22 protein-coding genes are annotated in these 19,650 nt (G+C 42.5%); 16 read left to right on the top strand and 6 right to left on the bottom strand.

Features of this window, described 5'->3' with window-relative positions; genetic code table 11:
* From OU792_RS15545 to OU792_RS15605, 13 genes are all read left to right on the top strand, one after another.
* The coding region (locus OU792_RS15545; RefSeq protein ID WP_274670654.1) for a hypothetical protein at positions 1-211 on the top strand (211 nt) is incomplete at its 5' end.
* Positions 212-237: 26 nt separating this feature from the next.
* Positions 238-423 carry a hypothetical protein gene (locus OU792_RS15550; RefSeq protein WP_134199953.1) on the top strand — a complete coding sequence of 62 codons (186 nt, stop codon included), beginning with the start codon at positions 238-240 and terminating at the stop codon, positions 421-423.
* Positions 424-569: 146 nt separating this feature from the next.
* Positions 570-743 carry a hypothetical protein gene (locus OU792_RS15555; RefSeq protein ID WP_274670655.1) on the top strand — a complete coding sequence of 58 codons (174 nt, stop codon included), beginning with the start codon at positions 570-572 and terminating at the stop codon, positions 741-743.
* A gap of 283 nt (positions 744-1,026) precedes the next feature.
* Complete coding sequence (locus OU792_RS15560) at positions 1,027-1,479, top strand: Rieske 2Fe-2S domain-containing protein (protein WP_274670656.1); 453 nt, start codon at positions 1,027-1,029, stop codon at positions 1,477-1,479.
* Positions 1,476-2,441 carry a DUF5777 family beta-barrel protein gene (locus OU792_RS15565; protein ID WP_274670657.1) on the top strand — a complete coding sequence of 322 codons (966 nt, stop codon included), beginning with the start codon at positions 1,476-1,478 and terminating at the stop codon, positions 2,439-2,441. The genes OU792_RS15560 and OU792_RS15565 overlap by 4 nt, the downstream gene beginning before the upstream one ends.
* Positions 2,438-2,986: a YceI family protein gene (locus tag OU792_RS15570; RefSeq protein WP_274670658.1), complete on the top strand. Its 549-nt coding sequence runs from the start codon at positions 2,438-2,440 to the stop codon at positions 2,984-2,986. Before OU792_RS15565 ends, OU792_RS15570 begins: the two co-directional genes overlap by 4 nt.
* 349 nt (positions 2,987-3,335) lie before the next feature.
* The gene (locus OU792_RS15575) at positions 3,336-4,652 is read left to right on the top strand and encodes a DUF6090 family protein (RefSeq protein ID WP_274670659.1); all 1,317 of its coding nucleotides are present in this window, start codon (positions 3,336-3,338) and stop codon (positions 4,650-4,652) included.
* 297 nt (positions 4,653-4,949) lie between these two features.
* Positions 4,950-6,074, top strand: a complete 1,125-nt coding sequence (locus OU792_RS15580) for a Fic family protein (RefSeq protein ID WP_222584241.1) — start codon at positions 4,950-4,952, stop codon at positions 6,072-6,074.
* 100 nt (positions 6,075-6,174) lie between these two features.
* A complete protein-coding gene (locus OU792_RS15585; RefSeq protein ID WP_274670660.1) occupies positions 6,175-7,080 on the top strand; it encodes an ABC transporter substrate-binding protein in 906 nt (301 codons plus the stop codon).
* Positions 7,081-7,101: 21 nt separating this feature from the next.
* Complete coding sequence (locus tag OU792_RS15590) at positions 7,102-7,656, top strand: TetR/AcrR family transcriptional regulator (protein WP_274670661.1); 555 nt, start codon at positions 7,102-7,104, stop codon at positions 7,654-7,656.
* A gap of 49 nt (positions 7,657-7,705) precedes the next feature.
* Entirely contained in the window at positions 7,706-8,125 is a 420-nt protein-coding gene (locus OU792_RS15595) for a hypothetical protein (RefSeq protein ID WP_134199963.1), read from the top strand.
* Positions 8,126-8,315: 190 nt separating this feature from the next.
* Entirely contained in the window at positions 8,316-8,729 is a 414-nt protein-coding gene (locus OU792_RS15600) for a hypothetical protein (RefSeq protein ID WP_134199964.1), read from the top strand.
* A 51-nt stretch (positions 8,730-8,780) separates the two neighbouring features.
* Positions 8,781-9,533, top strand: a complete 753-nt coding sequence (locus tag OU792_RS15605; protein ID WP_274670662.1) for a DUF3667 domain-containing protein — start codon at positions 8,781-8,783, stop codon at positions 9,531-9,533.
* A gap of 74 nt (positions 9,534-9,607) precedes the next feature.
* Here OU792_RS15605 and OU792_RS15610 read toward each other — a convergent pair whose 3' ends face one another.
* Positions 9,608-11,107 carry a sulfatase gene (locus OU792_RS15610; protein WP_274670663.1) on the bottom strand — a complete coding sequence of 500 codons (1,500 nt, stop codon included), beginning with the start codon at positions 11,105-11,107 and terminating at the stop codon, positions 9,608-9,610.
* A 164-nt stretch (positions 11,108-11,271) separates the two neighbouring features.
* Between OU792_RS15610 and OU792_RS15615 the strand changes: the two genes are divergently transcribed.
* On the top strand, positions 11,272-12,462 hold the full coding sequence (locus tag OU792_RS15615; protein WP_274670664.1) for a histidine decarboxylase: 1,191 nt from the start codon (positions 11,272-11,274) through the stop codon (positions 12,460-12,462).
* 315 nt (positions 12,463-12,777) lie between these two features.
* On the opposite strand, the gene OU792_RS15620 is transcribed toward OU792_RS15615, so the two are convergent.
* Positions 12,778-14,142, bottom strand: a complete 1,365-nt coding sequence (locus tag OU792_RS15620) for a M28 family peptidase (protein WP_134199970.1) — start codon at positions 14,140-14,142, stop codon at positions 12,778-12,780.
* 385 nt (positions 14,143-14,527) lie between these two features.
* Between OU792_RS15620 and OU792_RS15625 the strand changes: the two genes are divergently transcribed.
* Both OU792_RS15625 and OU792_RS15630 read left to right on the top strand, forming a co-directional pair.
* On the top strand, positions 14,528-15,022 hold the full coding sequence (locus OU792_RS15625) for an RNA polymerase sigma factor (RefSeq protein ID WP_134199972.1): 495 nt from the start codon (positions 14,528-14,530) through the stop codon (positions 15,020-15,022).
* Positions 15,006-15,647, top strand: coding sequence for a hypothetical protein (locus tag OU792_RS15630; protein ID WP_274670665.1), 642 nt, complete (start codon positions 15,006-15,008; stop codon positions 15,645-15,647). Before OU792_RS15625 ends, OU792_RS15630 begins: the two co-directional genes overlap by 17 nt.
* Before the next feature lie 100 nt (positions 15,648-15,747).
* Here the strand turns inward: OU792_RS15630 and OU792_RS15635 are convergent, their stop codons facing one another.
* From OU792_RS15635 to OU792_RS15650, 4 genes are all read right to left on the bottom strand, one after another.
* Entirely contained in the window at positions 15,748-16,413 is a 666-nt protein-coding gene (locus tag OU792_RS15635; RefSeq protein ID WP_134199975.1) for a heme exporter protein CcmB, read from the bottom strand.
* Between the two features lie 32 nt (positions 16,414-16,445).
* Complete coding sequence (gene dgt, locus OU792_RS15640) at positions 16,446-17,789, bottom strand: dGTP triphosphohydrolase (RefSeq protein WP_026948115.1); 1,344 nt, start codon at positions 17,787-17,789, stop codon at positions 16,446-16,448.
* 128 nt (positions 17,790-17,917) lie between these two features.
* Positions 17,918-19,147 carry an ammonium transporter gene (locus OU792_RS15645; protein WP_274670666.1) on the bottom strand — a complete coding sequence of 410 codons (1,230 nt, stop codon included), beginning with the start codon at positions 19,145-19,147 and terminating at the stop codon, positions 17,918-17,920.
* Positions 19,148-19,180: 33 nt separating this feature from the next.
* The gene (locus OU792_RS15650) at positions 19,181-19,519 is read right to left on the bottom strand and encodes a P-II family nitrogen regulator (RefSeq protein ID WP_024284113.1); all 339 of its coding nucleotides are present in this window, start codon (positions 19,517-19,519) and stop codon (positions 19,181-19,183) included.
* Between the last annotated feature and the right edge of the window lie 131 nt (positions 19,520-19,650).

Consider the following 19,650-nt stretch of genomic DNA (forward strand, 5'->3'; position numbering starts at 1 on the left):
AATCAAAAAGTACAAGGGAAAAGTCAAAAAAGGGCATGATATACGACTACACTCTTCTTGGAGCTCCTGTGATACCTCCTTTCTTAAAGACACGGAATATGTAGTCTTTGCATACTACGATCCTCAAGGGCGGGTCAGAACCAGTATGTGCGTTCCAAACACCAAAATCACCGATCCCAAGCAATTGGAGGCTTTCAAAAAACTGCGCTAGGCAGAAATAAAAAGAGATGCTGATTTATGGAAAAGGTCTTGGATTGGGTTATTGGGATAGGATTAATTGCATTAGGTATTATCCTTTTAATAATTCTTTTGGATAGACCCGAAAAACCTTCAGGAGAATTTGGGAGAGCAGCAAGATTAGAGTCTTTTACCTTAGCCATAGGCTTAATTCTTTGGGGTATTCTCTATCTTTTTATGATCTAAGCATTTCAATAAATTTCATGAAACTTCTTCCAAGCAAAAAGCAGATTATCAAAGGTTTTAAGGGATGAATTGCTAGCTACCCTGATTCGTATATGTCAAGATAAATTGTAGCTTGCATGTATTGACTTTCAGATCACTTTTTTACCATGATCAAACTCTTTCGAAAAATTCGATACGAACTGCTGGAAAGCAATAAAATCGGCAAGTATCTCAAGTATGCTTTTGGAGAAATTATTCTAGTGGTCATCGGAATCCTGATCGCGATCCAGATCAACAATTCCAACCAAAAACGTCTGAATCAGGAAGCATTGGAAAGCTAACTCAATAGCATTGCCCAAAGCCTGGAAAGCGATCTGAGACGAGCGAATTTTCTGACAGGAGTCCTCTAATGATATGACTTCCTACTGATCACCTTATACCCGAAAATCAAACATTTATATAAAAAAAATTACCGTTTGATTACAAATCAAGCTCCAGTGGAGACTAATAGAAAAGGGGAAAACTAATTCGTCTAAGACGTTTTAAGCGAATTTTAAGAATTAGCTAAGGAAGTCTAAAGAGACTTAGCTCGACCTTTACACATCACCTCAAAACTCTATTACCATGGAAGAAAAAATGAGTCGCATGGAGTTTCTAAAATCTTTGGGATTAAAAGGAGCTTCATTATTCGCCGTTTATTGCGCAGCCTCAGGACTGAGTAGCTGCGTCAATGAGAGCATGGAACCTACACTACCACCTGGTACTGGAGGTACTGCCAATGAATTGAATTTAGATCTCAGCACCTCTGCCTATTCCAAACTGAATACGGTAGGCAACTATGTCATTGTGAATAGTATCGTGATTGCTAGGGTATCTCAGACAGACTTTGCAGCTGTGACCCAAGTTTGTTCGCACGAAGGAAGAAAGAAGGTTTATTACAAAAACGGAGAATTCTACTGCCCTGAGCATGGGGCGAGATTTGATACCTCAGGCAAAGGATTGAATTCCAAGGGTTCAAAAGGAATCAAAAACTACGCAACGGAATTAACCGGTACTACGCTAAAAGTTTTCTTATGAGGACCATAGCATCCTTCAGAAAAACCCTCCAAGCTATCTTGATTTTGGGTTTTTTGGGAGTATTTGGCTTGACAAAAGCAAAAGCCCAGGATGACTTGCTCAGTATCTTGAATGAGGAGCAATCAAAGGAGCCGGTTTACACCATGGCTACTTTCAAAGCATCAAGACTGATCAATGGGCAAAGCATCGAGACCATTTCCAAAAACCACCTCAACTTCTGGATTTCGCACCGATTTGGTGCTGTAAACAGTGGGTTTTTAGCTAATTTCTTTGGCTTGGACGAGGCCAAAATCAGGCTTGGACTCGAGTATGGGCTGACCGATCAATGGCTTATCGGTGCAGGGAGAAGTTCACTGGATAAGACTTACGATGTCTATACCAAGTACAAACTTTTCCGACAGTCCAATAAATTTCCCGTAACTGTCACCGGATTGGCAGGATGGGCGATCAATACAATGGAGACTGGCTTTGCAATGCAATCCGGCTCGGAAATGCGCTTCAACAACAACCTTGAGCGCTACTCCTATTGGGGCCAAACTTTAATCGCTCGGAAAGTAAATGAAAAGCTTTCTCTTCAGGTAATGCCAACATTCCTGCATTACAACAAGGTGGAAGACCCTTCCCTTGCTAACGACCTTTGGGCCTTGGGAGTAGGTGGAAGATACAAATTGACTAAACGGTTCACGCTGTCCGGAGAGTATTATCATTCCTTCACCGATCCCGGAACTTATGAGGCTACTACCGGCAAATCATATCCATACCATGATGCTATTTCCGTCGGGGTGGATATCGAAACCGGAGGCCACGTATTTCAGCTTCACTTCACCAATTCCCGTGGCATGATCGAAAACCAGTTTATTGGTCAGACAGTTGGGGCTTGGGAAAAAGGAGATATTTTCTACGGATTTAATATCGCTAGGACATTCAGCTTTGATAAAGGCGCAAAACACAAAGACAAATGAAATCGATTATCAATCTATTTATGCTGATCTTTTTCCTACATGTAGGGGAAGTATATGCACAGACGCTATATGGAACCACACTTGGTGAGGTTTCTTTGTATTCGGATACTCCCATAGAGACCATTCAAGCTGTAAACAAAAAAAGTGGAGCAATCCTCAACTCCAGCAATCGGGAGCTAGTGGTTCAAATGAAAATCACGGACTTCGTTTTTCCCAACAAATTGATGCAGGAGCACTTCAATGAAAATTACATGGAGAGTGAAAAGTATCCTACAGCTACTTTCAAAGGAAAAATCAAAGAACAAGTGGACCTAGAGACTCCTGGAACTTATCCTGTCACCGCAGAAGGAAGCTTGACCATTCATGGAGTAAGCAAACCTGTGACTGTAAAAGGCCAAGTAGTTTCGAATGGCACCGAACTGAGGTTAGACTTTAAGTTTCAGGTTAAGCCTGAGGAATATCAGATCGAAATACCATCCTTGGTGATCACTAAAATCGCCGAATTAATCGATATATCGGGAAAAATGTCCTTGGCCAAAAGATAGATTCAAATCAATGCTAGGGCTTGTGCTCTGAAGCTTATTTTCTACTTAAAACAAACTAAAAGCGAAGCCGAAAACTTCGCTTTTTTATTTTTTAGAATTTACAATTTCTCATGATCTCGAGAGATTGGGTTATCGGTACAGGTATCATTCTTTTGGAAAAGTCTCAAAACCTTAAGGAGTCTATTTTGCTTTTCATAATCTAAAGCATCTGACTTTATACCTCAAAAAATATTAGTCTATCTATGCTCTGAAAACCAATATTTTACCCAATTTATTGTAATCTATCCAATGCCATCCTATATTGATAGAAGTGTAGCTTGCATGAGGATAGACAAGTCACTTTTTTACCATGATCAAACTCTTTCGGAAAATTCGCTACGAACTGCTGGAAAGCAATAAAATCGGCAAATACCTCAAGTATGCTTTTGGAGAAATTATTCTAGTGGTCATCGGTATCTTGATCGCGATCCAGATCAACAATGCCAACCAAAAGCGCCTGAATCAGGAAGCATTGGAAGGCTACCTCAATAGCATTGCCCAAAATCTGGAAAGCGATCTGAGACGAGCGGAAAGGATCAATAAAACCCGACTAGAGCTGTTTCCGAGAGTATATTTTGTCAATCGTCGGGTGGCTCCAGATTATTACCAAATTGCCTCAGAGGTTTATGGCATAGATATCTCTTTTGAGGATCGATATAGTGTGGAAAATATTGATTTCATGGCCCGGGCGATCAATGATTCCTGGTCCTTACTCTATTTGACTCCTAACCTCAGTGGATTTGAATCCTTGAAAAGCTCGGGTTTTCTGAGTCAACTGCAGGGTACAGATTTGGAAATACTTCTTTTTGATTATTACAATCAGGTGGACGAACTGATCATTTTTGAAAACAACTATAATGACGGACTGAAAAGCTCATTTGAAGATTTTGCAAATGCCGGACTGGAAGGGACCTTTGCTTTTTTTAGCCCGGGAACTCAGGATTGGAGAAGTGAATTCGGAGAAAGATTTCCGAGATTGATGGATGAAATCATACAGCACCCTACTTTGATTCCTGTTTTTCGATGGAATTATGATATCATCATCAAGTATGAAAACCTAATACTAACAGGAAGGGCCTTGCATCAAATGATTGTGAGCAGAAGTAAGAATTTTACCCCGGACATCAAGAAAAGTCTGGAAGCTGTACACGATGAGTACGGTGATCGACCCTATCCAAAAATTATGAGAAACGGGGTGACCACCAGTGGCAACTCCTATGGAGTAGCGAGCGCCCAAGGTAATACAGGAGTCAATATTCAGTTTTTAGATAGTCTGACAGCCGTTCAATTCTATCCGCAGGCCTGGGGAGTCTATTACTCCTATGTGGGTGATGGTGTCATTGACCCCAATCGCATAAGAGACTTTTCAAGCTTTGACACGCTTCGTATCAAGATGAGAGGAACTGAGGGGGGAGAAGCGATCCAAATCGCCTTGAAGGACAAGTCCAATCCAACCGATGGGAGCGAAACCAAAGTTCCTCTGACCTTAACCAAGGAATGGAAAAATTACGATATCCCACTGGCAAGCTTTGCCCCTACAAAAATCGAGGAACTCTTCATTGTCACTTCCATCATTGTGGAAAATAAGGCCTTAACGGTGGAGATTAAGGATATCGAGTATCGCTAGGGAGCTTTGGTCTAAACTTTTTTTATCCTGATATCAAATAGTCAAAAGGCTGGAGGTTACAGCTTTATCTAGCTACCTATGCGATATTTTCCTAAATCCCCTTTTAGAATCAAATTTGATTTTCAACCCTCTATTTGTCATCCTTCTGGTAAAAAATCCATTCAATAAGCAAAACCTCGCTAGCTAGTCTCAGAAGAAATCCTGCGACGAATAAATTGATATTCGATGCAAAATAGGCGACGAATAATTTTGATATGCGAGAAATATAGATCATTTTCGATGCCTAATTTGCATTGAATGGGAACTTATATCTATCAGAAAGCTGCTTGGCCAGACTTTACTTGGAATAGTGATGATTTTTTGGAGTTGCTCAGTGAAGCAAGAAACTTACAAGGAAGACTATTAGGCAAAATGGAAACATTGGGCTTCGATTTGAAAAATGAGGCTTTCCTGGCTACATTGACCCAGGATGTTTTGAAAACTTCAGAGATTGAAGGGGAATTTTTAAATCCTGAACAAGTACGTTCTTCTATTGCCCGAAGATTGGGAATGGAGATAGCAGGTGCGATGGAATCAGATAGGCATGTAGAAGGTGTGGTGGAAATGATGCTTGACGCAACACAAAACTGCTTTGAGCCACTAAATCCTGAAAGGCTTTTTGATTGGCATGCGGCTTTATTTCCAACGGGTAGAAGCGGAATATATAAGATCACCGTTGCAGACTGGAGAAAAGATACTTCAGGCCCGATGCAAGTTGTATCCGGTGCCTTGGGTAAAGAAAAGGTTCATTTCCAGGCACCTGATTCTGATTTGATTGAAGAAGAAATGAACCGATTTATCGATTGGTTTAATACTCAACAAATGGAATTGGTTGTAAAAGCCGCTGTTGCGCATTTGTGGTTTGTAACTATCCACCCATTTGAAGATGGAAATGGTAGAATCACAAGAGCATTGACCGATATGATTCTTGCCCAATCTGATAAGAGTAATCAACGCTTCTACAGCATGTCGGCGCAGATTCGGATGGAACGAAAGCAATACTATGAGATGCTGGAAAAAACGCAAAAGGGCAATTTAGACATTACAGATTGGCTTGTTTGGTTTTTAAACTGCCTGATCAACGCATTAAAATCGACTGATACTATTTTGACAAGAGTTTTCTTTAAAGCAGAGTTTTGGCAAAAGCATTTAGACACCCCAATCAATGAACGACAAAGAAAATTATTGAATAAGTTGATGGACGGATTTGATGGAAAGCTCACTTCATCCAAATGGGCCAAAATTGCAAAATGCTCAAAAGACTCGGCTGTAAGAGATATCAATGACTTGATAGACAAAGGAATCCTACAAAAAGAAGCTGCTGGAGGTAGGAGTACTAATTATGAGCTTGTTGGAATGCTGGCTGATGAGAAGCAAACATAGCTTAAAAATTCAGGAATTAATTTAAAGAGGACGGCCCCGAACACTTTTTCCTCGAAAACCTTTTCCCAGCTTATCGTTTATACCCAAAAAGGATTTAAGCATGAACACCCTCCACCTAGCTTTGGACTGGACTCCTAATATTAATCACATTGGTTTTTTCATCGCACAAGCCCAGGGCTTCTATGCCGATCAGGGTATCCAAGTGAAGATTTCAGATCCCTCTTCCGACGATTATTCCCTGACTCCTGCCAAGAAAGTGGAATTGGGCAAGGCTGATTTTGCACTTTGCCCCACAGAAAGTTTGATCAGCTACCAGACCAAAAAGGAGGCTTTTCCACTGAAGGCCATTGCAGCGATTCTACAAGAGGACTTGAGTGCCATCGTAGTGCGGAAGGAGAGCCAAATCCAATCACCAAAAGACTTGGACGGCAAGACCTATGCATCCTATGAGGCTCGCTACGAGGATGGCATCGTCCAGCAAATGATCAAAAATGACGGAGGAAAGGGCGACATCGAAGTCATTTATCCTGAAAAATTGGGCATTTGGAATACGGTACTTTCCGGGAAATTTGATTCGACTTGGGTATTTATGAATTGGGAGGGCGTGCAAGTGAAAAGCCTAGGAGCAGAGCTTCGGAGTTTTCGCTTGGCTGACTATCATATTCCTTATTCTTATTCTCCTGTGTTGGCTTGCAATGGGGATCAAATCGAAGAAAATAAAAATACCTACCACTCCTTTCTAAAAGCTACAGCAATGGGATTTCAATACGCAAAAGATAACCCAGAAGAGGCTGTAAAAATCCTCCAGCCTTTGGTGCCGGAGCATGAGCAAAACATTGATTTGCTAGAGGCCCTGCGATTGACCGCCCCTCACTTTGGCAAGGAAGGAGACTGGGGAAAAATGGATCCAAAGCGTGTGGAAATCTTTTTGTCTTGGCTTCGGGAAAAGGGTCTGGAAGCCTCTCAAGTCCTGGCTAGAGACTTATTTACGAACGAACTGATTTAGGAGAAAATTACCTAAAAACTAGTGAATAATAGAGAAAAAATCTGGGTAAAGAAGGGCTATGAGTTATTTTCCATTCATGGTGAAATAGGTCTGAATATTGAGCAGCTAGCCAAGCAGGTGGGCATCAGTAAATCCTCCTTTTATCACCACTTTGCCGATTTGGAAGGGTTTGTGGAAAAGCTGATGCAGTATCACCTTCAACAGTCCAAAATCATTGCAGAGAAGGAGCGAATGGCCCAAAGTATCGATCCCGAGCTGATCCAAATCTTATTGGAGCATCAGACGGACATCCTTTTCAACCGACAGCTTCGAATCAATGCCCATCAGTCCAGCTATAGCCATACCTTAATGATCTCCAATCAACTCATCGGAAAGGATTTTATCCTCCTTTGGTTGAAGGACAGCAAACTCCCTCTGACTTTTAAGCAAGCAGAGGGGATTTTTGATCTGGCTTTGGAGAATTTTTTCTTACAAATAAACCCCGAGAATTTCACAGCAGAATGGCTCGAGTCCTATTTTGAAAACTTGAAACGTATTTCGGCAAGTTTTACGAGCCCGTTGGACGGTAGCGACTAATAATTCGATTCCCTCCGATATAACTTCGTGTCATCAAAACCTTCCAATCATGACACAGAAGTTTCATAAATTTTGGCTTGGTATCACCTCCTTGGTGGTAGCAAGCTTTGCCCCGGTCTTTTTTTTAGGCACGATGATTTCCACTGCTGCTCCGGCCGAGTGGACCATGGACCTCCTTAGCTGGCCACTTGATGGTGTCGAAAATTTTGAGGCTTCCACCACACGCTTTCTATCCGCATTGACAGGTGGCTTTCTTTTTGGATGGGGAGTCTGTATCTGGTTTTTGAGAAAGTGGGTATATGACAAAGCCCCTGAAGAAACCCGAAAGGCTATTCTCTTTGGCGTATTAGCTTGGTTTTTTTTAGATAGTTTAGGATCCATTACTTCCGGAAATGCCATCAATGCCTTTTTTAATGTAATCATCCTAGTGATTGCGGTAGGTCCACTTTGGAGGCCAGCCAAAAGCTGAATTTTCGGTGCTGGAGGAAAAATTCGGACTAGTTTCGCAAGGGTAAAGCACTTCCGTATGGCTTTTAACCTAAATAAAATTAGTAATCCAATCAGACGAGGCATTTGTCTATTGGCTAGAAAGACATATGGAAAACAAAAGATAAAACTTCAAAAAGCTATATTCGTTTATCTTCGAAAAAGCCCAATTAATGACTCGATTGTTTTCCCTGCTCTTTTGCTTAATTCTGATATCCTGCACGGAAGATGGGCAAGCGCCTCGCTCAGATGAAAACCTTTTTGATACACTGACAGAGGGTCAGTGGCAGGTGACCTTTTTCGAGGTGAATGGACAAGACCAAGCCAATAATTTCGAGGGGATTAATTTCAATTTTATCCCAAATGGTCAGGTAGAAGCATATCGTGGGACCCAATTACTCGATGAAGGAAGTTGGTCTACTCGCCGAGAGAATGGACGAGCAGAGTTTGAGATTTCTTTTTCAGAAAATCCTCTTTTTGAAACCCTGAATGGAGAATGGTATCAGATCGTTTTGGGCTTCGGGCGGGTTACCTTTCGGGAGATTAGTGATGAATCCGAAAATCGAATCACGCTGGAGCAGTTGTAATAAATCCCTTTTTCAAAAATTTTGGTAGATTAAGTTTTCTAATCCCAAAAGATGAACTGTAAGAATTGCGGAAATCCGGTAGAAGGCAACTTTTGTGCACATTGTGGTCAAAGCCGGCAGGTAGGCAGAATCAATTTTTCGAACTTTCTTCAAGAGCTGTCCACAACGGTCTTTCAGATAGACCGAGGTTTATTTTTCACCATTTGGGAGATGGTAGTAAGACCTGGGGTCTCTTTAAGAAACTTCCTTAAGGGAAAGCGAAAGCCCTATTTCAAGCCCTTCGCATTCTTATTGACCCTTTCGACAGTTTACTTTCTTTTGGCCGAGCTAACTGATCAAAGTACTTGGCTAGATGATTTTTATTCGGGTTGGATGTCTGGAGCATCAGACTTTGACCAAGAGAGTAATGCCGAGATAGTTCTTGCTTGGTTTGTGAAAAATTATCGTTTATCCACCCTTTTCTTACTTCCGATTTACTCTTTTGCTTCCTTTCTATCATTCCGAAAGTTTGGCTACAATTATCTAGAGCACATCGTCATCAATAGCTATATCACGGGTCAACAGGCACTTTTTTATTCCCTATGCATTCTAGGCGAGGCTATTTTCCAAAATGAATTTTTTGAGAACATCTCCATCATATTCTCTCTTGGCTATACGATTTGGGTATTTTGGTTCTTATTTAACCAAGCCAAACCCTCAGGCCGAGTCTTTAGAACACTCTTGACTTATTTGCTTTATGCATTTTTCGGTGCTATACTTTTGTTTGCTGCAATGGCAATTATCACAATCGCCAATAAGGCTTAATCATATGGATCACTTCGACTGCCTAGCGCTGTCTCCCTTCAGCCCAAAATCTCAGTTCCTGTAAAGTATAAAGCTTATTGATCTTCAAAAAGCCCGGTATTCCCGGCATCCAATAGCGCTTTCAAAACCCCAAAAACCTGAGGGGAATAAGAAGCAATATTTTGGGTTTCATTGGGGTCTTGGATCAAATCGTAAAGTTCGAATTCCTGCGATTCAGATCGGAAATATTGCGTCAACCTATGGGTCGGCGTGCGCAAAGAAATCCCCTGATTAAAATAGCTGTAAGCCGTATTTCGCCAATTTTCTGATTGAGAATTTTTCATAAGACCGACCAGGCTTTTTCCATCCAAATCAGAATCATCAGCATTTCCGGTCAAGTCCAAAAGTGTAGGATAAATATCCAGGGTACTGACAACTTGCTTAATCTTGGCGGCTGGAATTCCTGGCGCTTTGACCATCAGCACCGACCGCAAAGCAGATTCAAAAAGGGTATGCTTACCCCAAACCAGCTGATCGCCTAAGTGCCAGCCATGATCTCCCCAAAGTACGATCACCGTATTTTCAGCCAAACCCAATCGCTCCAGCTCGTCCAAAACTTTCCCAATCTGAGCATCCACATAGCTCACGGATGCCAGATAAGCATGCCGAAGCTTTCGGGCATAATCCTCTGAGACGGCCTGATCCAATCCAGCTTTTTCTTCACCCAGGGCATATTGATTGAATTCACCGCTTTGTATAAGACTAGCCCTAGAAGAGCCTTGGGGAATAGCAGGAAATGGTGCAAGGGGTATTTCTTCCGGATCATAAAGATCCCAGTACTTTTTAGGAGCGGTAAAGGGAAGGTGGGGTTTGAAAAAGCCAACTCCGAGAAAAAAAGGCTGATTTTTGGCTTTAAGCTCCTGAAGCTTAGTGATGGCAAGCTGGGCAGAAAGTCCATCTGCATAGCCATCATCGGATACTTCAGCCATTTCATAAGGCTTGACTTGTTTATTTCGATCTGTGCGATTACTTCCATCGGCATAGCCAAAAAAGGCATTGTGTCCTGTCTCCCACTTTCCGGGATTAAAAAGCATTTCATCCCAACTCCCCGGCAGCTCTATCAAATCACTCTTTGGCTGGTCATATTCATATACATAGCCATCAGGATGATGGGATATTTTGCCAATTCCTACCGTATAATATCCCTTTTCCCGAAAATCCTGAATAAAGGTTTTTCTTCGCTCAGACTCTGGTTTTCTCGCCAATTGATTCACCGCCGCCATATTGCTCAGGTCCTGACGGGATTGGGGAAGCTTTCCTACCAACAAGCTATAACGCGACGCTCCACAAGTCGGAACGGTGACATAATGATTAGTGAAAAGAGAACTTTGACTAGCCAAGCGATCCATGTGCGGTGTGATCGCATAGGCTTTTCCATATGCGCCCAACTCCGGTCTCAGATCATCCACCGCAATAAAAAGCACATTGAGAGGGTCCCTTTCCTGAGCAATGCTTTGAAAAAGCAACATGAAATAAGAAACCAGTAATAGACTAACAATCTGTGAAAATTTACCTCTATGGTGGAAATCGGTCATTTTTGAGAACTTAAGTTCTAAACAAAATACTGCTATCAATCGAGACGGAAAAGCCCCTCATCAATTAATCCCACTTAAATTTTACAAAAAAAGCCAGCCCAGAAAATAAGATGATTTTCTGGGCATTTTGCTAATTCTATCAAATACTCAGACCTTTGTGAACTATGAGAATAGAGACCCAAGCACAATATGAAGCCCAGACTGCCGCAGAGATTCGCCTAGCTGAATTTCTTGCTGAGCAAATCAGAAACTCCGTGACCTATTTTGGTTACCCTGAAATCCCCCAAAATAATGATCTCGCGATTCTGGGCGTAAGCGGCCTCGCCAAATTGCACCTGAACAATGCCGGCGACCCCTCCATTCATGGGAATTCCAAAATGCACACCAAGGAATTTGAAAAAGAAGTACTGGCCTTTGTGGCAGATTTGTATGAATTAGAAAATCATTGGGGCTATATCACCAGCGGTGGTACCGAGGGAAACCTTTACGGGGCCTACATGGGAAGAGACTACTTCAAGCTCCAAAACAAAGAACCCTATTTTTTATTCTCAGAATCGAGTCATTACTCCATTCCAAAAAACGCTCACTTACTGGATATAAAGCAACGAAAGATAAAAAGTCAGGAGTCGGGCGAGATGAGCTATAACCATCTCAAAGATGTAATTTCAGAAATTCATGCTACAAATTCCAATTATGGACTGGTCATCAACTTGAACATCGGCACGACCATGACAGGGGGGATGGATCAATTGAGTGAGGTACAAAAAGTCTTCAAAGAACTCGGCATAAAACAAGAAAACGTCTTTCTCCATGCTGATGCAGCATTGATGGGTTTTATCTATCCTTTTCTAGAAAACAAAGAAAACCTCTTTCAAAATGGCCTAAGCAGTATTGCGATCTCCGGGCACAAGTTTCCCGGAACGATCCATCCATGCGGCATTTTCCTTTCCTCCAAGGAACTGCAGGACAAAACCTTCAAAAATTCAAGCTGGGTGCCTTATTTGGAAGTCCACGATACCACGATCAGCGGTTCGAGGAATGGATTTCTAGCCATCAACTTCTGGTATATTATTCAAAAAAAGGGAGTCGAAGGCTTCAAAAGAGAAGCTGAAACCTGTATAGAAAATGCTAACTATCTGTATGAGAAATTGAAGTCTTTCAATTATCCAGATGTAGCCTATAATCCTAATCAAATCATCGTCACCTTCAAAAAGCCACAAGACGCAATCGTCAAAAAATATCAATTGGCGACGCAAGAAGACAAGGCCCATGTGGTAGTCATGCAGCACATCAATCGTCATAAAATCGACGAATTTTGTGCCGTGCTTCGAGAAACTATGGAAAACAGATGGTGATCTGCGATAATGCCAGTTGGCTTTTTTCTTCAAAAATCGGTGAGAAGCAGTAAGCTGGGAAAATGAAGACTCTGAATTCTGAACCTTTTTTACTGGCAAAAAGGCGAACACTAAAAAAGTCTTTGTCATACATGCGCACTGTCATTTCGAGCACATAAGATACGAAAGTCTAGAAATCGAAAGGTTAATAAATCAACCTAAAATAGGCTTCGACTTCGCTCAGCCTGACAAAAAATCGATTAATGAGATACCCTCCTTTGCCCCGTGAGTGCCTTCCACTCACGGATTTATCGCAGAGCAAAGATTTGAATCTTTTTACCTACGAATCTGCCTGAAAGGAAATACCACCGGAGACTCATTGCCATCTTTTCCGACAGCTGCAACTCCGAAGTAGTAGTTATCGATCACGATTCCTTCCAAAGTATGCTCATTCACGCTTGAGACGTAGACAAAATTATCCCATGTAGGGGAAGTCGTCAGTCGGAAATAAATCTTGTACCCGGCAATATTGGGATCATTACTTTCTTCCCAAGCCAAGGTCGTGGAAGGGCGAACAGCACCACCTATCCGCACATCCTTTGGTGCTGGAGGTGCCCAAGCTAAGCCAGCAAGGGAAATTGCATTGACCGAAGTGAGTTTTTCGGCATAGTCAAAATTCACCCCTTCGATTACATCGCCATAGGCTATCCCATCCTCTACTCGGATATCCTGATGCTGACGATTGTAATTTTCATGCGCTTCCATGATTCTCACTCCAGCAAAACCCAAATCATTGAAGGGTCTATGATGCCCCCCTCGGCCAAAACGATCCAAACGGTAAATCATCATCGGGTTCATTTCTGGCATATAGGTTTTCACCTGCTTGTGGATATATCGGGCTAATTGACGGGAAATTCCATCCACTTCTCCTCCTGTGAATCTTCGGGCTCTGCGCTCTTGTTCCGACTCGTTGGCTGGCGTTGGTTCAGAAAAAATCCGAAAAGTCCTATTATCAATAACACCATCGACCCCTTCGATATTCCCAATCATATCATTATTCAATACTCCGACGATTTCCCAGCCGTTTTCCTGAGCATATCGAGCTAGACCAGCTCCTCCAAAAAGGCCCTGCTCCTCCCCGGATAAACCTACGAAAGCTATGCTATGCTTGAATTTATACTTCGAAAGAACTCGTGCAGCCTCGATAGTCCCGGCCATACCGGAAGCATTATCATTAGCACCAGGAGCATCGATCTCAAAATCCATGGTATCGGAAGCTCTTGAATCAATGTCTCCAGACATGATCACATGTGAGTTGGGGTAATCAGTCCCCCGCAAAATAGCCACTACATTGACCACGTAAGCATCTTTTGGAACCCGTCGATTACCTTCTTTGGTAACAAAATCTTTTTGGTAGAACACTTCCAAGCATCCTCCACAATCAGCAGAAATCTTATCAAACTCCGCCTTAATCCATCTTCGTGCTGCTCCGATTCCCCTTGTGTCCGACAGCGTATCGGAGAAGGTATTTCTGGTACCAAAGCCCGCTAAGATTCGGATATCTTTTTCGATTCGCTCAGAAGAGGTATTTTCAATAATTTCATAGATTCGGGTATCGATCTGCGAAGGTGCTTCTTGCGCATGGCTAATGCCGATCAAACCAACAAACAAAATGGGTGTAAGGAATCTGAATGGTAACATGAATTGGTGATTTTAGATTGGGAATATGAGAAAAAGTACTCTTGCGAGAAAATGAAATCTATATAAGCGGATAAAAAGTATTTCCTAGGCTCCATAAAAAGTATATCCCCCTTTCATCAATCAAGAAAATTATGGCCAAAATGAAGCTAAAGGTCCAGAATCCGGATGCTTCAAACTTCCCACTTCATACTCCCAATCAGATAAGTAGAAAAATACAGCGATGGGCATTATTGTGGATATTCTTACTTTAATTTTCATCCATTTGCCTTTTCAGCAAGTGCATTTACAGTCTTAACCATCCCATGAAATTTCCCGACTTCCGGAAAAAAATCAACCTTGGGTGTAATTATTTCTAAAAAACACCACTAACCTACTAAAAGACCACTTGAGCAGAGACTTCTACAAATCTTCCATTTTGCCTTACGCTGGGATCATCATCAAAATCTGTCGAGCCTACACAGACACCGAAGAGGATTTTGAGGATTACTACCAGGAAGTCTGCCTGCAAATCTGGAAAAGTAAGGATCGCTTTCAAGATCAGTCTGAATGGTCCACTTGGGTTTATCGGCTGACTTTGAATGTTTGCTTGACACTTATGCGGAAAAGCAAAAAGCAGAAAAAGTATGAAAGCAATGAGCTCAGCCCGGGGGATCAAAAGGAGGAGAATGCACCGTCAATCTCAGATGAATCGCTAAATCAGCTTTATGCTGCCATCCGGGAACTCTCAGAAATTGATCGTGCGGTGATCCTCCTGTATTTGGAAGAAAAGTCCTATCAGGAAATCGCCCAAATCATGGGAACAAACCCGAATAATATCGGGGTAAGAATCAAACGAATTAAAGAACGACTAAAAAAGAAATTAGATGGAAAAGTCAATTGAACAAATCTGGAAAGAGGGTTTCCTCAAGCAGGAGGCCTTGATAGCACCAAAGGTCAACGACCTCTACAACCGAAAATCTATCCACTTAGCGGAGAAGTTTCAACGCATGTTTAAAATTAACATTTGGGGTATAATCATCGGTGCAAGCTTGATTCTAATCGCATCCTTAGGAGCAGGGACAGGGCTAGCTGGCTTGATTATATTTATCACACTATTGGCGGTAGCTTATTCGGCCAAGTTGGATTTGGATGGCTTGAAGCAGCTGGATAAGGGACAAAGTAGCTTTGAATATCTGAGCTCATTCAGAGAATGGATACAGCAGTCCATCGAGAAATACGGTAGCCTTTACCGCATCGTCTATCCAGTTTTTATTTTGACTTTCTATTTTGGCCTTTGGTTTTCAGATCTACTGGAACCCATCCGTGAGAAAGTAGCAGAAAACTCAAGTAATTTGATTTTTGGAATGCATGTACCCACCACGCTGCTCATTATCGGAGGCGCTATAGCTATGGGCTATTTTGCAAAGCGAATACACCGGGAGGATGTCGAACTGATGTATGGAAAAATTATGGGAAAACTCGATGAAGCCCTGCAAGAAATGGAGGAACTGAGAACAACGAAATAATTGAACTGATAAAGGAGCAATAAAATTCTTTTAGAAAAGCTCACATGCAGAATGTGGGCTTTTTTGCATTAAAAAATACTATGATCCCAAGACCAAAACCCTAGCTTCTCCACAAATAGGGAAACAGAATATACCCGGCTGCCGCTACGATGGCATTGATCGCTGCCAAGGCTATCAACTTATCCACCGAAACAGACCAATCCAGCCCGTCCAAGGCATTTTTGGAGATGCGGATAGCCATCAGCAAAATCGGGATAATGACGGGAAAACTCAAAATGGCCATCAAAGTCGCATTATTACCCGCCTTGGAAGCGATTCCGGAGACCATGGTCAGTGTAGCAGAAAAACCTATCGATCCCAATACCAAATTGAGCAGAAATAAGCCTTGATCTTGGATGGGATTGCCCAAGATTACCGAAAAGACCCCATAACCCAACAAGGCCAAAATTAGCGTTAAACCGGTATTATAGATAATTTTCGAAAGAATGACGGCCTCCGGTGAGGCGATCATGTAGTAGTAAAGTTGTCGCCCCTGATGCTCTTGCACAAAGCTTTTGGCCACAGCATTCACCGCCGAAAAAAGCATGATGATCCAGTAGAGTGCATTCCAGGTAGGAATGGAAAGGTTTCCCATTTTGGCTCCCACAGAAAGGTAGGTGATAAAAACTGCCGATACCACATAAAGTAAAATCCCATTGAGCGCGTACTTTTGACGCCACTCTAAGGTGATTTCTTTACGAATGAGAACGGAGATTTCTTTCCACATGGTTCAAAGATAGGGGCTAGGGCCGAAACTCCTTACACTCCAGGAAAGGAGATCCCTTTTACACGTCGGTACAGATTGAGGGCATACTTGTCGGTCATCCCTGAGATATAATCGATAAGTGCTCTAAGTAATGGATAAGGATTCACCTCTTCCCCCCAACCTTTCAGTGGGAAGTCCTCTGGGAGCAATCTTAAAATACTCTTATCCTGACCGGAGAATCGGCTTGGTGCGTAGAATTTGTGGTACAAGGCCTGTCCAAAAACCTCCAAAAGTCCTTCGAGTACCTGAAAGCCTGCCGCCTCCTTTTCCAAAACTAATTTGGAGCGGTAGATCTTCTGCACGGACAAATCTGTAATGGCTTGAAGCGCTTTGGCTGCAGGAATCACATCGGTTAGAGCCTTGTCAAAATTCCCTTTGCACATGCTTTCCTCATATTGGGCAAAAGCCTCTACCGTTTGCTGAATCAAAGCACCAATTGCCAAAGCACGCAAAGCGCCTAGATTTTGAGATTGGGTGCGGTTCTCCAGTTTTTTAGCATCAAATTTTTCCCCTAAAATGGGCTGAAGCAGCTTCACCGTCTCCTCAAAACTCACCAAACCCATGGTGCAGCCATCTTCCAAATCAATAATGGAGTAGCAAATATCATCCGCTGCCTCTACCAAAAAAGCCAAAGGATGACGCAACCAGCATTCATCACTGGACTTCTCTATTCCCAGAAAATCAGTCATCTGCTCAAAGTCTGCCAGCTGATTGATGAAAAACCCAAATTTTTTCTGACTTCTCCGGGCCACATCCCGATGGGCAATCTGACTAGGCCGTGGATACTTCGTAAAAGCAGCCAAAGTCGCATAAGTCAGTTTCAAACCATACTGTTTGGATACCAGCATTCGAAAGCCTTGTGCATTTCCCTCAAATTGGCATAAATCAAACCACTGCTCGGGACGGAGATGCTTTTGCCAAGCAAGTCCTGCGGGGTGAAATTTGAAAAAATCCGAGATAGCTTCTTCACCAGCATGACCAAAAGGAGGATTTCCGATATCATGTGTCAGCGCCGCAGCCGCTACGATACCGCCGATTTCGGAAGCCGAAATTCCTGATTGGGATAACGATGGGTATTTCTCTAAAAGAAACTCTCCGGCAGCTTTTCCCAAGGATCGACCGACAGAAGATACTTCCAGACTATGAGTCAGTCGGGTGTGAACAAATGCCTGTTCTGGCAAGGGAAAGACCTGTGTCTTATCCTGCAAATTGCGGAAGGGAGCCGAAAAAATAATCCGGTCATAATCCACTTCGAATTCACTTCTTGCAGCTTGAGTGGGGATAAACCCCGGTTTTTCTCCAAATCTGCCCCGGCTCAGGAGGCGTTCCCATTTCATCATGCCCAAAATTAAGAAGCCTTGGAAAGAATCCACGGGTTTTTGAAGAATATCAGTCCTAGAAGCAACATAAAAAAAGCAACAGGTAATTCCTGCTGCTTTTTCGTTTAGTTGATCATTGGTTATAATTAATCCTTACTGGCGAAATCAGGATAGGCACGCATTCCGTGTTCATTGATATCAAGGCCTTCAAGCTCCTCTCGTTGATCCACTCGAATTCCCACAGTTCGTTTCAGGGTGTATAAAATCAAACCTGAGAAAAGCACGCAGAATAATCCGACTGCTCCAACACCAGTTAGTTGAGAAAGGAATTGGCTCCATCCAGCCAAATCACCAAAAATTCCGACGGCTAGGGTTCCCCAAATACCTCCAACCAAGTGAACTGAAATCGCTCCTACAGGGTCATCCACCTTCACTTTATCAAAGAAAACGACAGCAAGTACGATCAAGCCACCTGCTATAAAACCAATGATGGATGATTCACCTACACCCATTTGATCAGCACCGGCAGTGATTCCCACCAAGCCACCCAAAATTCCATTGAGAACCATAGTGATATCATATGACTTGAACAGAAGGTAGGAAATCAACAAAGCTCCAAAAGCTCCGGAAGCTGCTGCAATAGAAGTCGTCACAAATACTTTAGAAACAGCACCTGGATCTGCACTCAATACCGATCCTCCATTGAAACCAAACCAGCCAAACCAAAGCAAAAACACCCCAAAGGTGGCTAATGGTAAATTATGGCCCGGCATGGCGCTCATGCCCTTTTCTGTATATTTTCCAACCCTCGGACCAAGCAGTGAAGCTCCAATCAAAGCTCCCCAACCTCCCACAGAATGGACAATGGTGGATCCAGCTAAGTCATAAAAAGGAGTGTCTAAAGTATTTAAAAATCCTCCACCCCATTTCCACATTCCCACAATGGGATAGCAGATTGCTACATACAAAATGGAAAAGAAGATAAAAGGCCCCAATTTGATTCGCTCAGCTACAGCTCCGGATACGATAGTCGCCGCCGTTGCTGCAAACATTGCCTGGAAAATAAAATCGGTGTAATAAGTGTAGCCGATATTATAATTTGAAGAGTCCCAGCCTTTTGGCAGACTGAGGCCAAATCCTGCAAATCCAAAGACCGAGCCTTCAAAACCGGCTCCGGGATACATTAAGTTAAAACCCACCAAGGCATAGGTAAGTAAGCCAATGGCCGGAATGATGGTGTTTTTAAAGAGGATGTTAACAGTATTCTTTGCTCGGGTCAGTCCAGCTTCCAAGCTGGCAAAACCCAGGTGCATGATGAAAACCAGAATTGTGGCCATCATCATCCATAGATTGTTGACGGTAAATAATTCTTGCATAGGTTTGAGAGAGTTCAGATAGGTTTGAGATGGTTAAAGGGCGCTTTCGCCAGTGTCATTGTTCCGGATTCGATAGGCCTCCAATACATCGAAGACAAAGATTTTTCCGTCCCCGATTTCCCCGGTTTTTCCTTCCCGGAGAATACATTGAATGACCCCATCTTTGAGTTCATCCGGTACGATGAGCTCTAGCTTTGTTCGCGGAATGTAAGCAGGTTCATAAGCCACACCTCGATACATTTCTTGCCGTGCGTGCTCAAAGCCCATCCCTTTGATTTCGTAAAAAGAAAGGAATTTGACTCCTAAGCCCGAGAGACAGTTATGAATCTCTTCGAAGCGGGAAGTCCGGATGATCGCTTCTATTTTTTTCATTTTCACAATAGGTTTTGAGGTTCTTTAGGAATTTGGCATGAAAGTAATTCAAAAATTAAATAAAAATCAAAATTAGGTTTATTTTTTATCCCAGATTGAAAAATTTTTTATTCAAAAAGTCAATTCTGGTT

The organism is Algoriphagus sp. NF, from assembly GCF_028823735.1.
Classification (GTDB): Bacteria; Bacteroidota; Bacteroidia; order Cytophagales; family Cyclobacteriaceae; genus Algoriphagus; species Algoriphagus marincola.